The organism is Brevibacillus brevis (assembly GCF_031583145.1).
Taxonomy (GTDB): Bacteria; Bacillota; Bacilli; order Brevibacillales; family Brevibacillaceae; genus Brevibacillus; species Brevibacillus brevis_E.
Window position 1 is genome coordinate 3,512,969 of record NZ_CP134050.1, and the last position, 17,806, is coordinate 3,530,774.

Here is a 17,806-nt window from a genome sequence, read left to right on the forward strand (position 1 = left end):
TGCGTGTCCTCCTTATGCCTTATAAGCAATCGGTACGCATCAGCCTACGTGCGTAGGCTTTTGCTCCCCGACCATTTCGTGAATTTCCTTCATCAATTCTTCAAACAGTTCGGTTTCCTTCACTTTCCGGACAATTTCGCCATTGCGGAAAATCAGACCCTCACCGTTGCCGCCTGCAACACCGACATCCGCTTCGCGAGCTTCCCCGGGTCCGTTCACGGCGCAACCCATGACTGCCACTTTCAATGGCACTTTCAAAGTGGAGATGGCATCCTCCACTTTGGTGGCCAGGCCGATCAGGTCAATTGCGCACCGACCGCAGGAAGGGCAAGCGATCACGACTGGATCGTTGTTGACGATATCCAGGCTGCGCAAAATTTGCTTGGCGACTTTGATCTCTTCGACAGGATCCGCAGTCAGGGAGACGCGGATGGTGTCGCCGATCCCCATGGACAAGACTGTACCGATCCCTACCGCCGATTTGATGCTTCCCGAGAACTGGGTACCCGCTTCCGTAACCCCCACGTGCAGCGGATAGTTGCGCTTTTGAGCCATCAGCGAGTACGTCTGAATCATCGTAGGGACGTCCGAGGACTTGAGCGAAATCACGATGTTGTCGTAGTTCAGATCTTCGAGAATCTGCACGTGATCCATCGCGCTCTCTACGATGGCTTCCGGAGAAGGATACCCGTATTTTTCAAGTAGCCGTTTTTCCACGGAACCGGAGTTGACCCCGATACGGATCGGCACATTCCTTTCTCGGCAGGCTTCGACCACGCGCTTGGTTTTTTCTTTGGAACCGATGTTTCCCGGATTGATCCGGATTTTGTCGATCCCGCTTTCCAGCGCGATCAATGCGAGCTTGTGATCGAAGTGGATGTCAGCGACAAGCGGCAGCGGAGACCGCTCTTTGATTTTCTTGATGGCACGCGCCGCGTCTTCATTGATGACGGCCAGCCGAACGATTTGGCATCCTGCATCATGCAACCGCTGAATTTCAGCCAATGTTTTCTCCACATCACGCGTGTCGGCAGTGGTCATCGACTGAATCACTACGCTTTTTTGGCCCCCGATTTGTACGCCTCCGACAAATACCGGTTTCGTCTCCTCGCGCTTGTACATTTTGCACCATCCTTCGTTTTGTCTGTTTCTATTCTAGTTAGATTGTACGTTATTGGAAGAAAAACCGTTGCAGGTCATTCCATGTGACTACCAGGATCAACAGCATCAGGAACGCAAAGCCGAGGAAGTGAACCATCCCTTCCTTGTGCGGATCGACGGGTCGTCCCCGCAAGGCTTCCACAGCCAGAAATGCCAGCCGGCCACCGTCAAGGGCTGGCAGCGGCAACAGGTTGAACAGCCCAAGATTGATGCTCAGAACGGCGGCCCATTTCATCAAGATCGCCATCCCTTGCTGGGCAAACTCGCCCGTCATCTTAAAGATCCCCACCGGTCCGCTCAGGTCGTTGATCCCTACTGAACCGGTAAAGAGCATACCCAGGCTCTTCAGGATCATCATGGTGAAGTCATACGTCGATGACGCCCCGTACTTCAAAGCTTCCCCTGGCGCGTATGTCAACGAATTGGACACCATGATCTTGCCGACGTTATTTTCATCTTTTCCTACCTTGACCGGGATCGTGTGGCGCTGACCGTTGCGCTCGTATTCGAACGTCAATTCCTTGCCGGGGGACTGGCTGACAATCTCCACGATCTCTTTCCAGGAAGCGACCGGTTTCCCTTGAATCGCGATGATTTTGTCTCCCTGCTGCAAGCCTGCTACTGCTGCAGGTCCTCCCGGCTTGATTTCCCCGAGGTACGGTACATCTTTCGGCACACCGAAAATCAGTCCGATCGAAACGAACAAGAGAAAAGCTAGGATAAAGTTTGCTGCCGGGCCTGCGAAAATGGCCCAGAAGCGCTGCGCCACCGTCTTCCCTTTAAATTGCCTGTTCAGCGGAGCGATTTGCGCCTCTTGTCCATCCTTCACCAGCTGCGCCTGCGGGTGCACAGAGAATGTACGCTGTTCACCATCGACTTCCAACGTCAGATTCAGCGCATGCTCCAGGTCAAAGCGGACGACCGTCCCTGTAATCGCACGTGCCGATCCGCTGTTTGGTCCGTCCAAGAGGATGTGCGTTACCTTTCCCACCGCATCCCGCTCCACGCTGATTTCCATGTGCGGCTTCAACATATCCATCTCAGGGTCTTCGCCGGCCATCCGGACCAAACCTCCGATCGGCAGCAGGCGAAGCGTGTATTCCGTCTCTCCCCGCTTTACGCTAAAAATTTTGGGCCCCATGCCAAGTGCGAATTCCCGACAAAGTATTCCCGCCTTTTTGGCCAGCAGGAAGTGTCCCAGTTCATGCACGAATACGAGTACCCCAAACACGACGACGATCGCGAGAATTGATTCCACGGAATCCAGATTGGGAAAAGGCAAGTGAACATCCACCTTTCATTCAGTATCTAAAGCCCTACCGTATACAGCTCCAGTGCCTGCGAGCGGGCCCACTCGTCCGCTGAAAAAATGTCTTCCAGCGTCGGGACCCTGACTCCTCGGTGAGCTTCGCATGTCTTTCTGACGATCTCCTCAATTTCAAGAAAACGGATGGCCCCTTTTAGAAACAGGTCGACGGCGACTTCGTTCGCAGCATTCAAAACGGCTGTATACGTGCCGCCGGCTTTTCCGCATTCATACGCCAATTGTAACAGAGGATAGCGTTCAAAATCCATGGCAGCAAAGTGAAGAGTGCCGAGCTTCACCAAATCGAGCGGTTCTGTCGCCAGATCCATTCTCCCCGGGTAGCTGAGCGCGTATTGGATCGCGACCCGCATGTCGGGTGTTCCAAGCTGGGCCATTACCGCCTTGTCCCTGTATTCTACCATAGAGTGAATGATGCTTTCATAGTGCAGGATGCAATCGATCTGCTCGTACGGCAAATCAAACAGCCAATGGGCCTCGATCACCTCGAAGCCTTTGTTCATCATCGTTGCGGAGTCTATCGTGATTTTCGCACCCATGCTCCAGTTGGGATGAGCCAGAGCTTGGGCAACAGTGACGTCCTGCAACTCCTTCCTGCTGGCATGGCGAAAAGACCCACCGGAAGCGGTCAGCAGGATGCGGGCTACGTCATCTTTGCGCTCCCCTTGCAAGCATTGGAAAACGGCGGAGTGTTCGCTGTCCACCGGGATGATCGCCACACCCTTTTCACGGGCAGCCCGCATCACGACCGGACCCGCGCTGACCAGTGTCTCCTTGTTTGCCAGGCCAATCGTCTTGCCGGCTTCAATGGCGGCAAGGGTCGGGGCGACGCCGACACTTCCGACGATGGCCGTCATCACGAAGTTCGCCGATTCATGGCGCGCCACCAGTTCCAGGCCCTCCGCTCCGTAGACGATCTCGGGTCTGACAAAGCCCCCGAGCCGTTCCTTCAAGGCTGCAGCGCCCTGCTCATTCCCTACCGAGACCAGTTCCGGCCGAAACTTTTTCACCTGCTCTGCCAGCAAGTCCACATTGGAGCCTGCCGCCATCGCTACGACGGAGAACTCCTCCGGATGCTGCGAGACCACATCCAACGTGCTCGTTCCGATCGAACCCGTAGAGCCCAGGAGTGCTATATGTTTCAATGATTTCACCCTCTATATTTCTTTATGCGCCAGGTTTCAGACGATACCTAGTAGATGCAAAACCGGGAAGACGAGCAGGAAGCTGTCAAATCGGTCCAGAACGCCTCCATGACCGGGGATGAGCTGTCCGGAATCTTTCACGCCAAAGTGGCGCTTGAACCCAGACTCCACCAGGTCCCCCAGTTGTCCGGCAATCCCGGCTACCAAGGCGATGCCGAAAACCTGGGCAAGGCTCAGGCTGCCAAGCAATGCATTTACAACGAGCACCACCAGCACCGATGCCGCAAGGCCGCCAAGCGACCCCTCAACGGTCTTGTTCGGGCTGATTTGTGGCCAAAGCTTGTTCTTGCCGATCGCCTTGCCGACGAAATACGCCCCCGAATCCGTCGCCCATATACCCAAAATGACCAAAATTGTCAGCATCAATCCGTCCGGAAGATTGCGGGTAGCTGCCATATAAGAAAATCCAAAGCCTATGTATAACGCCCCCACGACAGTCAGGGCGACGTGTTCGATATGAAACTGATTTTTCCGCAGAACGGAGTAAATCAATAAAAGCAACAGTACGGTTATCACCAGATCCGGCGTGCTGATGGTAAGCCATGCAGAAAAAGTGAGCGATGGCCAGAGAATGCCCACCACCAAGATATAACCAAGAAATCCTGCTACGCCAAACGGCCGTATGCCCGACATCATCATAAATTCAAAATGGCCAATGACGGCCAGTAAAAAAACCAATAGGGAGTACCATGCTCCTCCAGCATAGATCAAGAAAAGAAAAGCCGCCCCACCTATCAAGCCAGTTATTATTCGTTGCTTCAACAGATTCCACCTCTCGGCTATACCGCCCCGTAGCGACGAGCTCGGCCTTGGTACTCCACAATCGCTTGATAAAAGTGTTCACGGGAAAAATCAGGCCAAAGCACATCCGTAAACCACATTTCCGTGTAGGCCAATTGCCAAAGCATAAAGTTGCTCAAGCGAATCTCTCCACTAGTGCGAATCAAGAGGTCGGGATCGGGAATATCGCTTGTATACAGGTAACGGGAAATGAGTTCTTCATCCAAATCCTGCGGGTCGAGTACCCCCGCCTTCACTTGCTGTGCGAGCGTGGAAAATGCCTTGACAATTTCGTCTCGGCCGCCGTAATTCAACGCAAAATTAAGCTGCAAGCCGCTGTTCTCGCGGGTTTTCTCCTCCGCCGTAAGCAAGGCATTGAGCGTATGGGATGGCAATTCATCCTTGCTGCCCAGCATGCGAATCCGAACGTTTCGTTCAATCAATTCATCCAATTCTGTCGACAAAAATTCCTGCGGAAGCTTCATGAGAAAATCCACTTCGTCCCGTGGACGCTTCCAGTTTTCCGTGGAAAAAGCGTACATGGTCATGTAGCGCACGCCAATTTCGTCCGCCGCCTTTACGACATCCTTCACTGTTTTCATACCTGCTCGATGCCCGGCGACCCGGGGTAAATTGCGCATGTTGGCCCATCTGCCGTTGCCATCCATGATGACAGCGACATGCTTCGGGATTTTTCCAGAGCGGTCCAGTTCTTCAGGTGCGCTGTTCTTTTCCTTGCGGGACCATTTGCGCGCTAGATGTTCTAACATAAAGTGTTCCCCCGTAATGAGAGATATAGACGTACATCCCCCTCATTAGAGGGGGATTCCCTAGAATTACACTTCCAAGATGTCTTTCTCTTTGTCCTTCACAATTTTGTCGACTTCTGCGATAAACTTATCCGTTGTTTTTTGCACGGTTTCCTGGTGGCGGCGGGATTCGTCTTCCGAAATCGTCGCAGCCTTTTCCAGCTTCTTGATCTCATCGTTTGCATCGCGGCGGATGTTGCGGATGGCTACCTTGGCCTCCTCACCGCTCTTGCCGGCCAGCTTCACGAGATCCTTGCGGCGCTCCTCCGTCAGCGGTGGAATGGCCAAACGGATGATCACACCGTCATTGCTCGGAGAAATACCGAGATCAGACTGCTGCAGAGCACGGTCGATTTCTTTCAAGGCCGTTTTGTCCCAAGGTTGAATGGTCAGCATGCGCGGCTCAGGGACGCTGATGTTCGCCAATTGGCTGATCGGCGTCGGCGTGCCGTAGTAGTCCACCATTACACGATCCAGCATGGCGGGATTCGCCCGCCCTGCACGCAAGGTGGACAGGTCCTTTTTCAGATTTGCGATCGCTTTGTTCATGCGATCTTCCATGTCTTTGATCACGGATTGTGCCATAATTATTCCCCCTTCACCAGAGTACCGATCTTGTCGCCCATCACTGCCCGGCGAATATTGCCTTCTTCGGAAATGTTAAAGACGATCAGCGGGATATTGTTGTCCATGCACAAGCTCGAGGCTGTGGAATCCATGACGCCCAACCCCTTGCTTATGACTTCCAGGAACGTGAGTTGGTCGTACTTCTCCGCGGCTGGATCCAGGCTCGGATCTGCGGAGTAGACGCCATCCACTTTGTTTTTCGCCATCAGGATGACTTCGGCTTCGATCTCGGCTGCGCGCAAGGCAGCAGTCGTGTCTGTCGAGAAGTACGGGTTGCCCGTACCGGCCGCAAAGATGACGACGCGCATTTTTTCCAAGTGGCGAATCGCACGTCGGCGTATGTATGGTTCTGCCACTTGTCTCATCTCGATCGACGTTTGTACGCGAGTCGGGACGTTCACTTGTTCCAGTCCATCCTGCAAGGCGAGTGAGTTCATGATCGTGGCCAGCATGCCCATGTAATCGGCGGTTGCCCGATCCATTCCCTTGGAGCTGCCGGAAAGTCCGCGCCAGATGTTACCTCCACCGACGACTACTGCGACTTGTACTCCCAATTCTACGATTTCCTTGATCTGGTTAGCGACGGAAAAGATGACTTTCGGGTCAATGCCGTACCCGAGGTCTCCAGCCAGCGCTTCCCCACTCAACTTTAACACAACCCGTTTGTAAGCAGGAAGTGGCATGTGAAACGGCCTCCATTCATGAATCATTCTCTGTGCATTGTCGGCATTCCTCCCGATGCTCATAACTTGGCTTGCGCCAGCCTCGCGGGAGTGCCTACGCTGACCATGTCGATACTGCATCGCCTTCCGCGAGCCGATCGACAAAGAAGCAGCACAAATGCTTTTTACGTAACGGAGAGTTTCACATGTAGTGAAACTCTCGCTTTGAAAATAGGGAACACGGAGGTGTTCCCTATTTCCTTCTTATTGTTTATTCACTTGCGCCATTACTTCAGCGGCAAAGTCTTCTTGCTTTTTCTCGATGCCTTCGCCCACTTGGAAACGAGCGAATTCTTTCAAAGTAGCGCCTGCTTCTTTCAAAAGAGCGGATACTTTCTTGTCTGGGTCTTTTACGAATGGCTGTTCAACCAGTACGTATTCTTCGAAGAACTTGGAGAGGCGGCCTTCTACCATCTTCTCGACGATGTTTGCAGGCTTGCCTTCCGCCAGTGCTTGGTTCTTCAGAACTTCGCGCTCGCGATCGATTTCCTCTTGGGAAACTTCTTCGCGGTTCGCAAAGCGTGGGTTGGACGCAGCAGCGTGCATGCCGAGGTCTCTTGCCAAGGTTTCATCCTGGGTGCCTTCCAGTGTCACCAGAACGCCGATGCGGCCGCCCATGTGCAGGTAAGCGCCGAATACGCCGTTGTCGCTCTTCTCGGAGATGAAGAAGCGGCGGAAAGAGATGTTTTCACCGATGGTGGAAATTTTTTCGTTGATCACGTGAGACAAAGACTCGCCAGCGCCTTTGAAAGGTTGTTCCAGAGCCGCTTCAACAGATGCTGGGCGTTGGGATACAACGTGCTCGGCGATGTCTTTTACGAGGTTTTGGAACTCAGGGTTTTTCGCAACGAAGTCGGTTTCGCAGTTTACTTCGACGATTGCTGCCACGTTGCCAGCAACCGCAGTAGCGGTCAGACCTTCAGCAGCGATGCGGCCGGATTTTTTCGCCGCTTTCGCGATACCGCGCTCACGGAGCAAGTCGATTGCTTTTTCCATGTCGCCGTTTGTTTCTTCCAGCGCGCGTTTGCAATCCATCATCCCTGCACCTGTACGCTCGCGCAGTTCTTTTACTGTTTGTGCACTAATTGCCATTGAGTAGACCTCCTTGGAAAGTTGCGATCTTTGTACGGGAAAAGATCTCCCATTTGTTAAAAAAGGATGGACGGGGCTCTGACACCCTCAGTCCACCCTCTTACACTTGCTTACGCAGTTGTTGTGGCTTGCTCTCCGCCTTGGTTGCCTTCTTGCAGGGCATCTGCCATTTTCGCAGTCAGCAATTTCACTGCGCGAATAGCGTCGTCGTTACCTGGGATCACGTAATCGATCTCATCCGGATCGCAGTTAGTATCTACGATTGCAACGATTGGGATACCCAGTTTGCGAGCTTCGGCAACAGCGATGCGCTCTTTGCGTGGGTCGATGACGAACAGTGCGTCCGGCAGTTGATCCATGTGAGCGATACCGCCGAGGAATTTCTCCAGGCGATCCATTTCTTTGCGAAGAACGATAACTTCTTTCTTCGGCAATACTTCAAACGTGCCATCCTGTTCCATGCGCTTCAGCTCAGCCAAGCGAGCTGTACGTTTTTTGATGGTCGTGAAGTTAGTCAAAGTACCACCCAACCAACGTTGGTTGATGTAGTAGTGACCTGTGCGTTCTGCTTCTTCTTTTACGGATTCTTGTGCTTGTTTCTTCGTACCAACGAAGAGCACTTTGCCGCCGTTTTGAGCGAGTTCACGTACGAAGTTGTACGCTTCCTCTACTTTTTTCACAGTTTTTTGCAGGTCGATAATGTAGATTCCGTTACGTTCGGTGAAGATATAGCGAGCCATTTTCGGGTTCCAACGACGAGTTTGGTGACCAAAGTGAACACCAGCCTCGAGGAGTTGTTTCATCGAAATTACTGCCATATTTCACACCTCCTTGAAAGTGGTTTTTTTGATGCCTACCTCCGCCGCACCGCATGTCCCAAGCAATTCTGCCTGAGGCAGCACCATTGCTGGAATTGGTGGGCGTGCGATTTCAACACCGTTAATGAATATATCACATGGAACTTTCAATTGCAACAAACAGATTCCATTATTTTCGCAAAAAAATACCGCCTTACTTTTTAGGCGGTGTGGTAATGAGCTTGACGATTTCCGCTTCCGTCACAGGTGTCGAAACCTGGTACGTTCCTACGCGAATCCGGTTCAGCTTGTCCTGTGCGCGCAGCTCGTCCACGAATTTGTTATCGGCAGGCAGAATCCCCGCTTGCACCAGCTGCTTCGCTACTCCTTCCGCCGTCGCTTTGTAAGGGACGGTAAAGGACACGAGCGTTTCCGGCTTAGACTCCTCCACTTTCGGTGCGAGCGGCTGCCCCGTCTGAGCTTGGGCCGGCGGCGTCGCGGAAAGAGGCGGTTGCGCTGGAGAGCGTTCCTCCCCTTGGGCTTCCGGTGGCTTCGCTTGCGGCTGCGCGGCTTCTTTTACTGTCGGGGCATTCGGCTGAACGGTCTGACTAGCCGCAGGAGACACTGGCGCTTTCGGCGCAGCGGGAGACGGCTTTACGTTCACCTTTTTTTCCTGTTGCCATTGTTCGTACTCTTCCTTGGTCAACACGACCATCTGTAATTCCTTTGCGGCGTCCTTGATTTGCTCGGATGAAAGGGCCTTCGCCTCTGTGGGCACCTGTTTCGATGCAAGCCATCCCATGCTTGCCGCAGCAACGATCAAGCCCGCACCGAACCCGAACAGCAGCTCCCGTTTACGCATCATAAGCCCCTCTTTCGTTCCTGGAAGCCAATGCAAAGATCAGATCGATCTCACCGCGCCCCGCGCCCAGACGCTTGGCGATCTCATCGGCCGACAGACCTTCCCGATGCAGCTCAAATGCTCGCCGGTACCTCTCCCGCAGGGCTAGCATGTCTACCTCTGCGGGAGCCTCGATGCCTTCCTTCTTTTCTTGGTGCATCGTCTGTGGCAGAGGCTCCTCTTGATTCAGTGGCCGTGCGTTTTCCCATTGAGCCACGCGCTGGCGCAATTCGTGCATTTCTGACCGAAGCTCCCCCTCGGTCGCTTCGAGCCTGGCCCGTACCCATTCCTTTTCCTGTCTCCACTTCCGCTCCAGCCCTTGCACCAGCTTTTCGATCTCTGTCCTGTCAGTCGTCCGCTGTGTCAGAAGCGTCCTGTCAGCATCATCTGTCCGATTTCCTTTCAAGAACAAGGCAACAGCCATGCAAAGCACGCCTGCTCCAATCATGATGAGATACACTACGTCCATAATGGCCACCTTTGTTTCTGGCATGTCTTCTTTCCTTATTACAAGGAGATATCAATAAATCGCCCGCGCAAGGGATCCCTCATCGACACCGAAGATGGCGCCTTGTCCTCTGCGGAAGCACCCTCGAGTGAGACTGGGTCTTTTCCTTCCCGCTCCTGCTTTTCTTTTTGCTGTTTGTTCTCCCGCTCTCGGATCTGGCTCTTTTCTGGCTGAGCGACCTCGACCGGGCGACTGCGCATCTGCTGGTCAAGCAGGGAGCGTTCGTCGAGCATCGATTGCTGTTCATGGATGGTACGCTGCTGCTGGTGCTCCTGAATCCTTCCCGCCTCGAGCGAACGAGGCACAGCGACCTGCAATTCCACCGCTTTCCAACTCATGGAGGCTCACTCCCTGCCGCTTTTGGATGTGGGCAAAAACGAAAATCAGATCAAGGTGGCCGTACTGATTTCTCCGTCAAGCACGACAAAACGCGTCCGCGCATACTCGTGCTTGATGAAATGCACAAGTTTCCCGAACGTCATCTTGATCCCGGGGTACATCACGTGGTATGCCTCGATCGCAGCCGGCCCTTCTCCCTTTAACTCGGTCTCCACATCTTTTTTCCGGGCCTCGAGTGTCTTGCACTCCTTTTCCAGCACAAGCCGGGTATTCGTGAGTTTGATCTGGAGCATTTTTTTGTCTGGAGGCAATTCCCCGCTCGTTTGCAAAATCTGGTTCATGACACTGAGACCTTGATCCGTTTTGCGCAAATTTTCATACACCTGCTGCAATTCCTTTTGGATTTGCACCAGCTCCTGGCGAAGCTCCGGCTTCACTCCCACTTCGAGGACCGTCGGCGTCGCGCTCGTATTGCCGAATACGCGTGCGGCAATCTTCTCGCCCGCTTGCAATACACCGCCAATGATGATGCCTTTGGCACCTTTGCACAGGATTTGCTTGCCAGCCCGAACCGTCGAAAACATGATGCTCTGCGACACGATTACCTGATTTCCCGCTGTCACGTTTGCATTTTGGATAAAGGATGTGCGAACGTCATGGCCTGCGACGATGGACCCTTTGTCTTGAGCCACGATTCCGCTTTTGATTTCGATGGATCCACCTGCGATCAGCTCCGCTCCTTCTACACTGCCCAAGACGCGAATATCGCCCGATGCTTTTACTCGAAACCCATTTAATACGTTCCCGCGAATGACCACCGTTCCCACAAAGTCGATGTTGCCGACGCCGAAGTCCACGTCCCCGTTCACTTCAAAGACAGGGAAGACATTCAGCTTGTCCTGGTCTGTGAACGATACCTGACCGTCAATGGCTGCATAAATCATGGTTCGCTCCTGATTTTGCACCACGTTTTTTCCAGGCTTGATGATGACATCTCTGCCGGCTTTGGGAATGATGGGCTCTCCGGTAACGGACTTGCCAGGTTGACCTTGCCCCGCTGGGATTTTGCGCGCCAACAGCTGCCCCTTTACGACGTTAGGGATCGTTGTGAGGTTGTAGAAGTCGACGCGACCGTCTTCCAGTTCTTTGGGACCGCTTTCCTCACGCACCGAATCAAGATAAGGGTATTCTACCGATCCATCCGTACCCGGCACAGGAGGGAGGCCCCTGGCGACGGTGACCTGTGCATGAACGAATTTGCGAGGCAAGGTGCACAAATCCTGAACGACGTTGTCCAGGATTCCGAAAGTGACCCGGTGTTTCCGAAGCTCTTCATATACATCACTTTCCCGGATCAAGATGTTGTCGAGATCCTCCTCCTCTGCACGGAGAATGATCACCGCTTCCAGTTTGTCTGCGGACAGCTTCACTTCGAATCGATAGTTCCCGATCGCTTCCATCTTGCTTCCCCCTTTACATCATTGGGTACTTTCTCTCTACATTAATTGCGACTTCCATCTGGACAACGCAGAACGAAGACGGAAAAGAGCCTTGGAATGTAGCTGGGATATTCGTGAAGGAGACAGGCTCATGATTTCTGCGATTTCCGACAACGTCATCTCCTCGAAGTAGAACAGCGAAACGACGAGTCTTTCCTTTTCCGGGAGCTTGTCAATAACGGTGACCAGCACTTCCTTCAAGCTCGACACCTCTGCCACGTTCTCGGGACGCGGAGTCGCCTCATCGACAATGTAAGTGTGCCGTGCCGTTTTTTGCTCATCTTCCTCCCCGACCGCTTCATCAATCGAGACCATCGTCGCCAGTGACGTTTCGTAAAATACTTGCTGAAGCTCCTTTTCGCTTATCCCCAAATAATCCGACACTTCCTGATCGGTAGGCATTCGCAGCATTTGCTGTTCCAATGTGGTGTACGCTTCTTCGATTTTTTTGGCCTTGTCGCGAACGGTACGGGGAATCCAATCGTTTTCACGCAATCCGTCGATCATGGCTCCGCGGATGCGCCACATCGCGTACGTCTCGAATTGCAGTCCGCGCGTGTGGTCGAACTTTGCCAGGGCGTCCAACAGACCAAAACGGCCGTAGCTGATCAGATCGTCCTTGTCTACATTTGCGGGCAAATTGATCGCCAGCCGGTTCGCTACTTTGTCCACAAGAGGAAGAAAACGGGTAATCAAATCGATTTCCGCCTCGCGACTCCCTTCCTGTTTCCACATGACCCATTTATCGAATTCTTTTGCTTTTTCTTGAATGGTTAGCCGTGCCACGAAATGTCACCAACCTTTACTCATCTGTTAAGCGCCTAACGACCTCTGCAACGGTGGTGGGATCCTCTGCCGGATGGACTTTTTCCACCCTGGAGAACTGGAGTGGAGCAAAAGTCCCTTCGTCCTCTTCGCTCGGACCGTCCTCTCGCCCAGTCAATGAGGGAGCGACCGATGCCTCAGGGCCAGGTTCCCCTGCATTCGCCGAGGAAGAAGCCGACGCCTGTGTCTTTGCCACGATGGCAAACACCCAGCGAATCGGAAACGCAGCGAGGAAAAAAACGATGAAGGCGACGCCTGCCCTCTCCAGCGCAACAAGCAAGACGTTGCTCGAGAGGGCTGTCGCCAGCGTGATGACAAAAGCGAGAAGTCCCAAGCCAGCATTGATCCAAATGGTTCCCATCATCCCTATACTTCCTTCACACCTTGATTAACTGTCCGGATTTGAAGCACTCCGTTTGTGGCATCCATCTCTATCGTCCGACCGCAGTTTCCCCCTGTATCTTCTGCCACTATCTTGATCTGAGCGTCCTTCAAAGCCAGCTTGCATGCTTCCACATTCCTCGGTCCGATCCGCATCGTATCGTTGTTGCCCAAGAAGGCAAACATCTGAGCCCCGCCTGCCAGTTTCGCGACGAGATGCCGGGTGGAAGCGCCCGCTTTTTCCATCTGGTCGATCAGAAACGGTATGGCGGTGTCCGCGTACTTTCCAACCGTGAGCTCCCCGCCTTTGGCCAGGGACGATTCGGGTAGCATGACGTGGGCCATTCCGGCTATTTTATGGATACTGTCGTAGAGCACCACCCCTACACACGAGCCAAGTCCGGTGGTACGCAGCCGGCTCGGCGCCTTGGCCACACCGAGGTCGGCCATACCGATCTTTATAATTTCCATCGAGCTAATTTCCATCGAACGGAACTCCTAGTGCACGAAATAGAATGGGAAGGGACTCGGGATCGGGTATCAGAAAGAAATTCCCCTTTACCTTTTCGTTCCCCTCAAAGAAAGCCGTGTCAATCGTGAGGGCGACGTCCCCTGCCTGACCGAGTTCGATCAAGCCGTAGCTGAGAATGGCTCCAGCCATATCCACCGCCAGCGCAGGAACGGAAGGCTGCAGATTCAACTGAGTGAAATCTGCTAGCGATGATAGGTAAGAACCCGTCAAAATGTTTCCGATCTCATGCAGCGCCGAAACCTCCAGCTCTTCCCATTCATAGACGTCTTTCTCGATTCCGGTGATCTGGTGCAGCAGATGCTTGGCGGAATCCATGTCGAGGATGAAAAACATGTTGCCGGGGCTGTCGCCTTCTACGCGGAGAAAGACAGTAACCACAACCGTTTCTGCCCCACCCACGCAATCCGCTACTTGGTCGAAAGGAATAATGCTGACTTGAGGCACTTTCATGTCAATTTCTTTTTGCATGAGTTTAGAGAGAGCGGTAGCTGCATGGCCCGCACCGATATTCCCAATTTCTCGCAGCACGTCGAACTGGAAATCTCCAAACTTCGTAAAGTAGCCCATTTTGCTTACCCCTCAATAGTGTCCAACTGCTTGATTTCTTCATTGCTCAACACTTTGTCGAGGTTAAGCAGGATCAACAGGCGCTTGTCCAGCTTGGCAACCCCGCGCAGATAAGCCGCTTCCACCCCTCCCACTACTTCCGGCGGCGGCTCGATCGCATCGACTGGAATATCGATCACGTCGTTTGCGGCGTCCACGATCAAGCCAACCTCCAGCTCTCCTACCGCGACGATAATGATCCGGGTCGATTCGGAATAGACGCTCTCTTCCAGCCCGAACCGGTTGCGCAGGTCGATGATCGGAGTCACGACCCCGCGCAAGTTGATCACCCCTTTGACAAACTTGGGAGTGCGAGGTACGCGTGTAATGTGTTCCAGTTTTTCAATGGATTTGACTTGACTGACTTCTACTCCGTACTCTTCGTCTTTCAAACGAAAGACGATCACTTTTACTTCGCCTACGATTTCCTTGTGCTCGAGCATTCGGTTGCCCCTCCTTGATTGGCCTCGGTAGTGTTGCTTACTTGATCAGTGCGTTGCAATCGATGATGAGTGCTACTTGTCCGTCGCCCAGAATCGTAGCGCCGGAGATGGCGAAGACGTTCACCAAATATTTGCCAAGCGATTTCAAGACGATTTCCTGCTGACCGATGAAGGAGTCGACCACCAGCCCGGCCATTTTTTCTCCTTTGCGGACGATAACCACAGCGACCTCTTCTTCATCCAGCTCTGTACCGTTCGCAGGCACCTGGAAGATATCTTGAAGCGAGACGAGCGGGACCACCCGACCTCGGAAGTCGATCACCTTTTGGCGGTGGGCCATCATGATCTGGTCTTTTTTGAAGACGGCTGTCTCGATGATGGAGCTGAGCGGCACGGCGTACTTCTCATTCTTCACCTGGACAAGCATCGCGGAAATGATCGAGAGCGTCAGCGGCAGCTGAATCAGGAAGGTCGTCCCTTGTCCCGCCACCGACTCCACGGTTACACTTCCACCGAGGGACTCGATTTTGGATTTGACCACGTCCAGGCCTACGCCCCTGCCGGAAATGTCCGAGATGACCTCTGCCGTGCTGAAGCCGGCGGCAAACAGCAGTTCATGGATCTGTTTATCCGTCAGGCTGTCCGCATTTGCAGGATTCACAATACCGCGCTCAATCGCCTTTTTCAGCACGCGCTCCTTGTTGATGCCTGCCCCATCGTCCTTGACTTCGATGAACACGTGGTTTCCGCTATGGAACGCACGAAGCACGATCGTTCCTTCTTCCGGCTTGCCCGCTTTTTTCCGGTTCTCAGGGGATTCGATCCCGTGGTCCAGCGAATTTCGCAGCAAGTGGTTGAGCGGGTCGCCGATTTCGTCGATCACGGTGCGGTCCAGCTCGGTCTCTGCCCCGATGATTTCCAAATGGACTTTCTTGTGCAGATCCTTTTGCAAATCACGAATCATGCGGGGAAAGCGATTGAACACCTGCTCGACCGGAACCATTCGCATCGTCAGGATGATATTTTGCAAATCTCCGCTGATGCGGCTCATGTGTTCAACGGTCTCTTGCAGCTCATTTTTGCCGATTTCTCTTGCCAGCTGCTCGAGTCGCCCGCGGTCGATGACGAGCTCACTGAACAGGTTCATCAAAATATCCAACCGATCGATATCCACGCGGATCGTCTTTCCGCCCGTTGCCTGCTTTCGCGTAGGAGCCTGCTGGGCTTCCGGGGCTTTTTTCTCCGCTTCTTCCGTCTTTTCCAGAGCCACGGGTTCAGGCTTTCTTTCCGCTTCCTTCAATTGGATCGGATCGATTTTGACATCCTGAATCTCGGAAATGTTCAAAATCGAACTGCGAATTTTATCCGCGGATTGCATCGTGACATATGCGACCTCGAACGACGTCTCGAACCGTTCGTTTTCGATGTCTTCCACGCTCGGTTTGGTTTTGATCACTTCACCCATCGACTCCAGCTGATCGAAAACCATGTAGGCGCGAGCGGCTTTCAGCAAGCATGATTCAATTAGCGACACCTTGATCCATAGCAGGTTGTTGCCCTGCTCCTTGGACTGTTTCAGCACCATCATCGCGTAATCGTCCATGTCGTCCACCCCGACAGCCGCTTGTTCGGCTGCGGGAGCTTCCGCTTCTTCTACGGCCGCTGTTGCCGCAACCTCCTGCTCGGCGGTAAACTCGCCAGCGACGATTGCACGCAGCTTCTTCACGGGGATCGACACGTCCGCCGACCCGTCTCCGCCTTCCGTGATGTCGATCACCATCCCTTCGATCAAATCGACGCTCTGGAAGATGACATCCATAATATCGCTGTTGATCGTCAGCTTTTGATTGCGGATGAGGTCCAGTACATTTTCCGCTTCATGCGTCAAGCTAGCCATGTCCTCAAACCCCATCGTTGCGGACATGCCTTTCAACGTATGAGCCGAACGGAAGATTTCCTTCACATGTGTAAGGTTGCCCGGATCATTTTCCAGCAGCAGCAGATTTGCGTTGATCGCTTGCAGATGTTCTTTCGATTCTTCGATAAACATGTCCAAATACTGATTCATATCCATCGGTGATCCACCTCCCAAAATCAGTGCACGAGCTTGCACAACAGCTCTGGAATTTTATCAACAGGGGCAACGTTGTCTGCAAGGCCCGCCAGAACGGCAGAACGTGGCATCCCGTAAACGACACAAGTCGACTCGTCCTCGACAATGCTCGTAACAACACCCTGGTCTTTCATCAATTTTAGACCTTTTGTCCCATCATTTCCCATGCCTGTCATGATAATTGCCCACTTGTCTACATTTGTCAAATGGCTTGCGGACTCGAACAAAATGTCGACAGAAGGGCGATGGCCACCTCTCGGCTCCGCCTGATGCAGATGAGCCTGAAGTCGCCCGTTTATGTATTGAACTTCAAAATGGAATCCTCCCGGAGCGATATAGGCCGTACCTGGCTCCAGCACTTCTCCGTCTTCCACCTCCGTCACCCGTATATGGGACAGCGTGTTCAGTCGTTGCGCCAACGATTTTGTAAAACCGGCAGGCATGTGCTGCACGATAGCGATCGGTGCGGGAAAATCTGCAGGTATTGCAGTTAGGACGGTTTGCAGTGCTTTTGGTCCTCCCGTCGATGTACCCAAGACGACCAGCCTTTGTCTTGCGCTTCCAAACACTCGCGGCGGAGCGGCATGGGCTGGAGCGGGAGCGGTCGCTTTTGCCGTTTTCTGAATCCGAATTGGAGCCGCAAGCTTGCCAGGCGAGCCCAGTTCGTTGGCCGGTGGCTTGCTATCCCTTTCGTTTGCCGGTGATTTGCGAATGCGGCCCTTGGTTGTGTACGCTGCTTTTACGCGTTCTACCAGCCGGTCGCCTACCTTGTGAATATCAAGCGAAATCGGTCCGGAGGGCTTTGTCACGAAGTCAAACGCGCCCAGCTCCAAGGCCAGAATCGTCGCTTCCGCACCTTCCCTCGTCAAGCTGCTCAGCATCACCGTCGGCACCGGATGATCGTTCATCAGAATCTTCAGTGCGTCCAGGCCGTTCATGACGGGCATCTCAATATCCAACGTGACGACATCCGGATCAAGTTGTTTGCACTTTTCCACACACTCGAGTCCATTTCTCGCTCGATCGATGACTTCGATATCGGGATCCGCGGATAAAATATCAGAAATAACTTTACGCATGAATGCAGAATCGTCTGTTACCAAGACACGAATCTTACGCAAGTTCAATCTCGCTCCTTTCCT

The 17,806-nt window shown here is 53.2% G+C and carries 20 protein-coding genes; all 20 read right to left on the reverse strand.

The window, feature by feature from the left end:
* Positions 1-39: 39 nt before the first annotated feature.
* Positions 40-1,122, reverse strand: coding sequence for a flavodoxin-dependent (E)-4-hydroxy-3-methylbut-2-enyl-diphosphate synthase (ispG, locus tag RGB73_RS17410; RefSeq protein WP_310763980.1), 1,083 nt, complete (start codon positions 1,120-1,122; stop codon positions 40-42).
* Between the two features lie 49 nt (positions 1,123-1,171).
* Positions 1,172-2,443: an RIP metalloprotease RseP gene (gene rseP, locus RGB73_RS17415; RefSeq protein WP_310763982.1), complete on the reverse strand. Its 1,272-nt coding sequence runs from the start codon at positions 2,441-2,443 to the stop codon at positions 1,172-1,174.
* 26 nt (positions 2,444-2,469) lie between these two features.
* Positions 2,470-3,630 carry a 1-deoxy-D-xylulose-5-phosphate reductoisomerase gene (locus RGB73_RS17420; protein WP_310763984.1) on the reverse strand — a complete coding sequence of 387 codons (1,161 nt, stop codon included), beginning with the start codon at positions 3,628-3,630 and terminating at the stop codon, positions 2,470-2,472.
* Between the two features lie 36 nt (positions 3,631-3,666).
* Positions 3,667-4,452: a phosphatidate cytidylyltransferase gene (locus tag RGB73_RS17425; protein WP_310763986.1), complete on the reverse strand. Its 786-nt coding sequence runs from the start codon at positions 4,450-4,452 to the stop codon at positions 3,667-3,669.
* Positions 4,453-4,469: 17 nt separating this feature from the next.
* Complete coding sequence (locus RGB73_RS17430) at positions 4,470-5,240, reverse strand: undecaprenyl pyrophosphate synthase (protein ID WP_310763988.1); 771 nt, start codon at positions 5,238-5,240, stop codon at positions 4,470-4,472.
* Between the two features lie 66 nt (positions 5,241-5,306).
* Positions 5,307-5,864, reverse strand: a complete 558-nt coding sequence (frr, locus tag RGB73_RS17435; RefSeq protein WP_310763989.1) for a ribosome recycling factor — start codon at positions 5,862-5,864, stop codon at positions 5,307-5,309.
* Between the two features lie 2 nt (positions 5,865-5,866).
* The gene (gene pyrH, locus RGB73_RS17440) at positions 5,867-6,589 is read right to left on the reverse strand and encodes a UMP kinase (RefSeq protein ID WP_310763990.1); all 723 of its coding nucleotides are present in this window, start codon (positions 6,587-6,589) and stop codon (positions 5,867-5,869) included.
* A 243-nt stretch (positions 6,590-6,832) separates the two neighbouring features.
* A complete protein-coding gene (gene tsf / locus RGB73_RS17445) occupies positions 6,833-7,720 on the reverse strand; it encodes a translation elongation factor Ts (protein ID WP_310763991.1) in 888 nt (295 codons plus the stop codon).
* A gap of 110 nt (positions 7,721-7,830) precedes the next feature.
* Entirely contained in the window at positions 7,831-8,538 is a 708-nt protein-coding gene (rpsB, locus tag RGB73_RS17450; RefSeq protein ID WP_310763992.1) for a 30S ribosomal protein S2, read from the reverse strand.
* A 193-nt stretch (positions 8,539-8,731) separates the two neighbouring features.
* Positions 8,732-9,382: a DNA polymerase III subunit gamma/tau gene (locus RGB73_RS17455; protein ID WP_310763993.1), complete on the reverse strand. Its 651-nt coding sequence runs from the start codon at positions 9,380-9,382 to the stop codon at positions 8,732-8,734.
* A complete protein-coding gene (locus tag RGB73_RS17460) occupies positions 9,372-9,887 on the reverse strand; it encodes a DUF6115 domain-containing protein (protein WP_310763995.1) in 516 nt (171 codons plus the stop codon). The genes RGB73_RS17455 and RGB73_RS17460 overlap by 11 nt, the downstream gene beginning before the upstream one ends.
* 38 nt (positions 9,888-9,925) lie before the next feature.
* Positions 9,926-10,264, reverse strand: a complete 339-nt coding sequence (locus tag RGB73_RS17465; RefSeq protein WP_310763996.1) for a hypothetical protein — start codon at positions 10,262-10,264, stop codon at positions 9,926-9,928.
* A 45-nt stretch (positions 10,265-10,309) separates the two neighbouring features.
* Positions 10,310-11,725 (reverse strand): flagellar assembly protein A, encoded by a 1,416-nt coding sequence (locus RGB73_RS17470; protein ID WP_310763997.1) that lies wholly within the window; start codon positions 11,723-11,725, stop codon positions 10,310-10,312.
* Between the two features lie 36 nt (positions 11,726-11,761).
* Entirely contained in the window at positions 11,762-12,550 is a 789-nt protein-coding gene (locus tag RGB73_RS17475; RefSeq protein WP_310763998.1) for a FliA/WhiG family RNA polymerase sigma factor, read from the reverse strand.
* Between the two features lie 16 nt (positions 12,551-12,566).
* Positions 12,567-12,953 carry a hypothetical protein gene (locus RGB73_RS17480; RefSeq protein ID WP_310763999.1) on the reverse strand — a complete coding sequence of 129 codons (387 nt, stop codon included), beginning with the start codon at positions 12,951-12,953 and terminating at the stop codon, positions 12,567-12,569.
* Between the two features lie 2 nt (positions 12,954-12,955).
* A complete protein-coding gene (locus RGB73_RS17485) occupies positions 12,956-13,441 on the reverse strand; it encodes a chemotaxis protein CheD (RefSeq protein ID WP_310774394.1) in 486 nt (161 codons plus the stop codon).
* Between the two features lie 4 nt (positions 13,442-13,445).
* A complete protein-coding gene (locus RGB73_RS17490; RefSeq protein ID WP_310764000.1) occupies positions 13,446-14,069 on the reverse strand; it encodes a chemotaxis protein CheC in 624 nt (207 codons plus the stop codon).
* Between the two features lie 5 nt (positions 14,070-14,074).
* Positions 14,075-14,551 carry a chemotaxis protein CheW gene (locus RGB73_RS17495; protein WP_310764001.1) on the reverse strand — a complete coding sequence of 159 codons (477 nt, stop codon included), beginning with the start codon at positions 14,549-14,551 and terminating at the stop codon, positions 14,075-14,077.
* A 37-nt stretch (positions 14,552-14,588) separates the two neighbouring features.
* Positions 14,589-16,625 carry a chemotaxis protein CheW gene (locus RGB73_RS17500; protein WP_310764002.1) on the reverse strand — a complete coding sequence of 679 codons (2,037 nt, stop codon included), beginning with the start codon at positions 16,623-16,625 and terminating at the stop codon, positions 14,589-14,591.
* 20 nt (positions 16,626-16,645) lie between these two features.
* Positions 16,646-17,785: a protein-glutamate methylesterase/protein-glutamine glutaminase gene (locus RGB73_RS17505; RefSeq protein WP_310764003.1), complete on the reverse strand. Its 1,140-nt coding sequence runs from the start codon at positions 17,783-17,785 to the stop codon at positions 16,646-16,648.
* Positions 17,786-17,806: the final 21 nt, after the last annotated feature.

What these genes read in the sequence shown, in the direction of transcription:
- ispG (WP_310763980.1), bottom strand. Translation starts at nt 1,122, where the DNA reads ATGTACAAGCGCGAGGAGACGAAACCGGTATTTGTCGGAGGCGTACAA.
- RGB73_RS17430 (WP_310763988.1), bottom strand. Translation starts at nt 5,240, where the DNA reads ATGTTAGAACATCTAGCGCGCAAATGGTCCCGCAAGGAAAAGAACAGC.
- frr (WP_310763989.1), bottom strand. Translation starts at nt 5,864, where the DNA reads ATGGCACAATCCGTGATCAAAGACATGGAAGATCGCATGAACAAAGCG.
- pyrH (WP_310763990.1), bottom strand. Translation starts at nt 6,589, where the DNA reads ATGCCACTTCCTGCTTACAAACGGGTTGTGTTAAAGTTGAGTGGGGAA.
- tsf (WP_310763991.1), bottom strand. Translation starts at nt 7,720, where the DNA reads ATGGCAATTAGTGCACAAACAGTAAAAGAACTGCGCGAGCGTACAGGT.
- rpsB (WP_310763992.1), bottom strand. Translation starts at nt 8,538, where the DNA reads ATGGCAGTAATTTCGATGAAACAACTCCTCGAGGCTGGTGTTCACTTT.
- RGB73_RS17455 (WP_310763993.1), bottom strand. Translation starts at nt 9,382, where the DNA reads ATGATGCGTAAACGGGAGCTGCTGTTCGGGTTCGGTGCGGGCTTGATC.
- RGB73_RS17460 (WP_310763995.1), bottom strand. Translation starts at nt 9,887, where the DNA reads ATGGACGTAGTGTATCTCATCATGATTGGAGCAGGCGTGCTTTGCATG.
- RGB73_RS17465 (WP_310763996.1), bottom strand. Translation starts at nt 10,264, where the DNA reads ATGAGTTGGAAAGCGGTGGAATTGCAGGTCGCTGTGCCTCGTTCGCTC.
- RGB73_RS17470 (WP_310763997.1), bottom strand. Translation starts at nt 11,725, where the DNA reads ATGGAAGCGATCGGGAACTATCGATTCGAAGTGAAGCTGTCCGCAGAC.
- RGB73_RS17480 (WP_310763999.1), bottom strand. Translation starts at nt 12,953, where the DNA reads ATGATGGGAACCATTTGGATCAATGCTGGCTTGGGACTTCTCGCTTTT.
- RGB73_RS17485 (WP_310774394.1), bottom strand. Translation starts at nt 13,441, where the DNA reads ATGGAAATTATAAAGATCGGTATGGCCGACCTCGGTGTGGCCAAGGCG.
- RGB73_RS17490 (WP_310764000.1), bottom strand. Translation starts at nt 14,069, where the DNA reads ATGGGCTACTTTACGAAGTTTGGAGATTTCCAGTTCGACGTGCTGCGA.
- RGB73_RS17495 (WP_310764001.1), bottom strand. Translation starts at nt 14,551, where the DNA reads ATGCTCGAGCACAAGGAAATCGTAGGCGAAGTAAAAGTGATCGTCTTT.
- RGB73_RS17500 (WP_310764002.1), bottom strand. Translation starts at nt 16,625, where the DNA reads ATGGATATGAATCAGTATTTGGACATGTTTATCGAAGAATCGAAAGAA.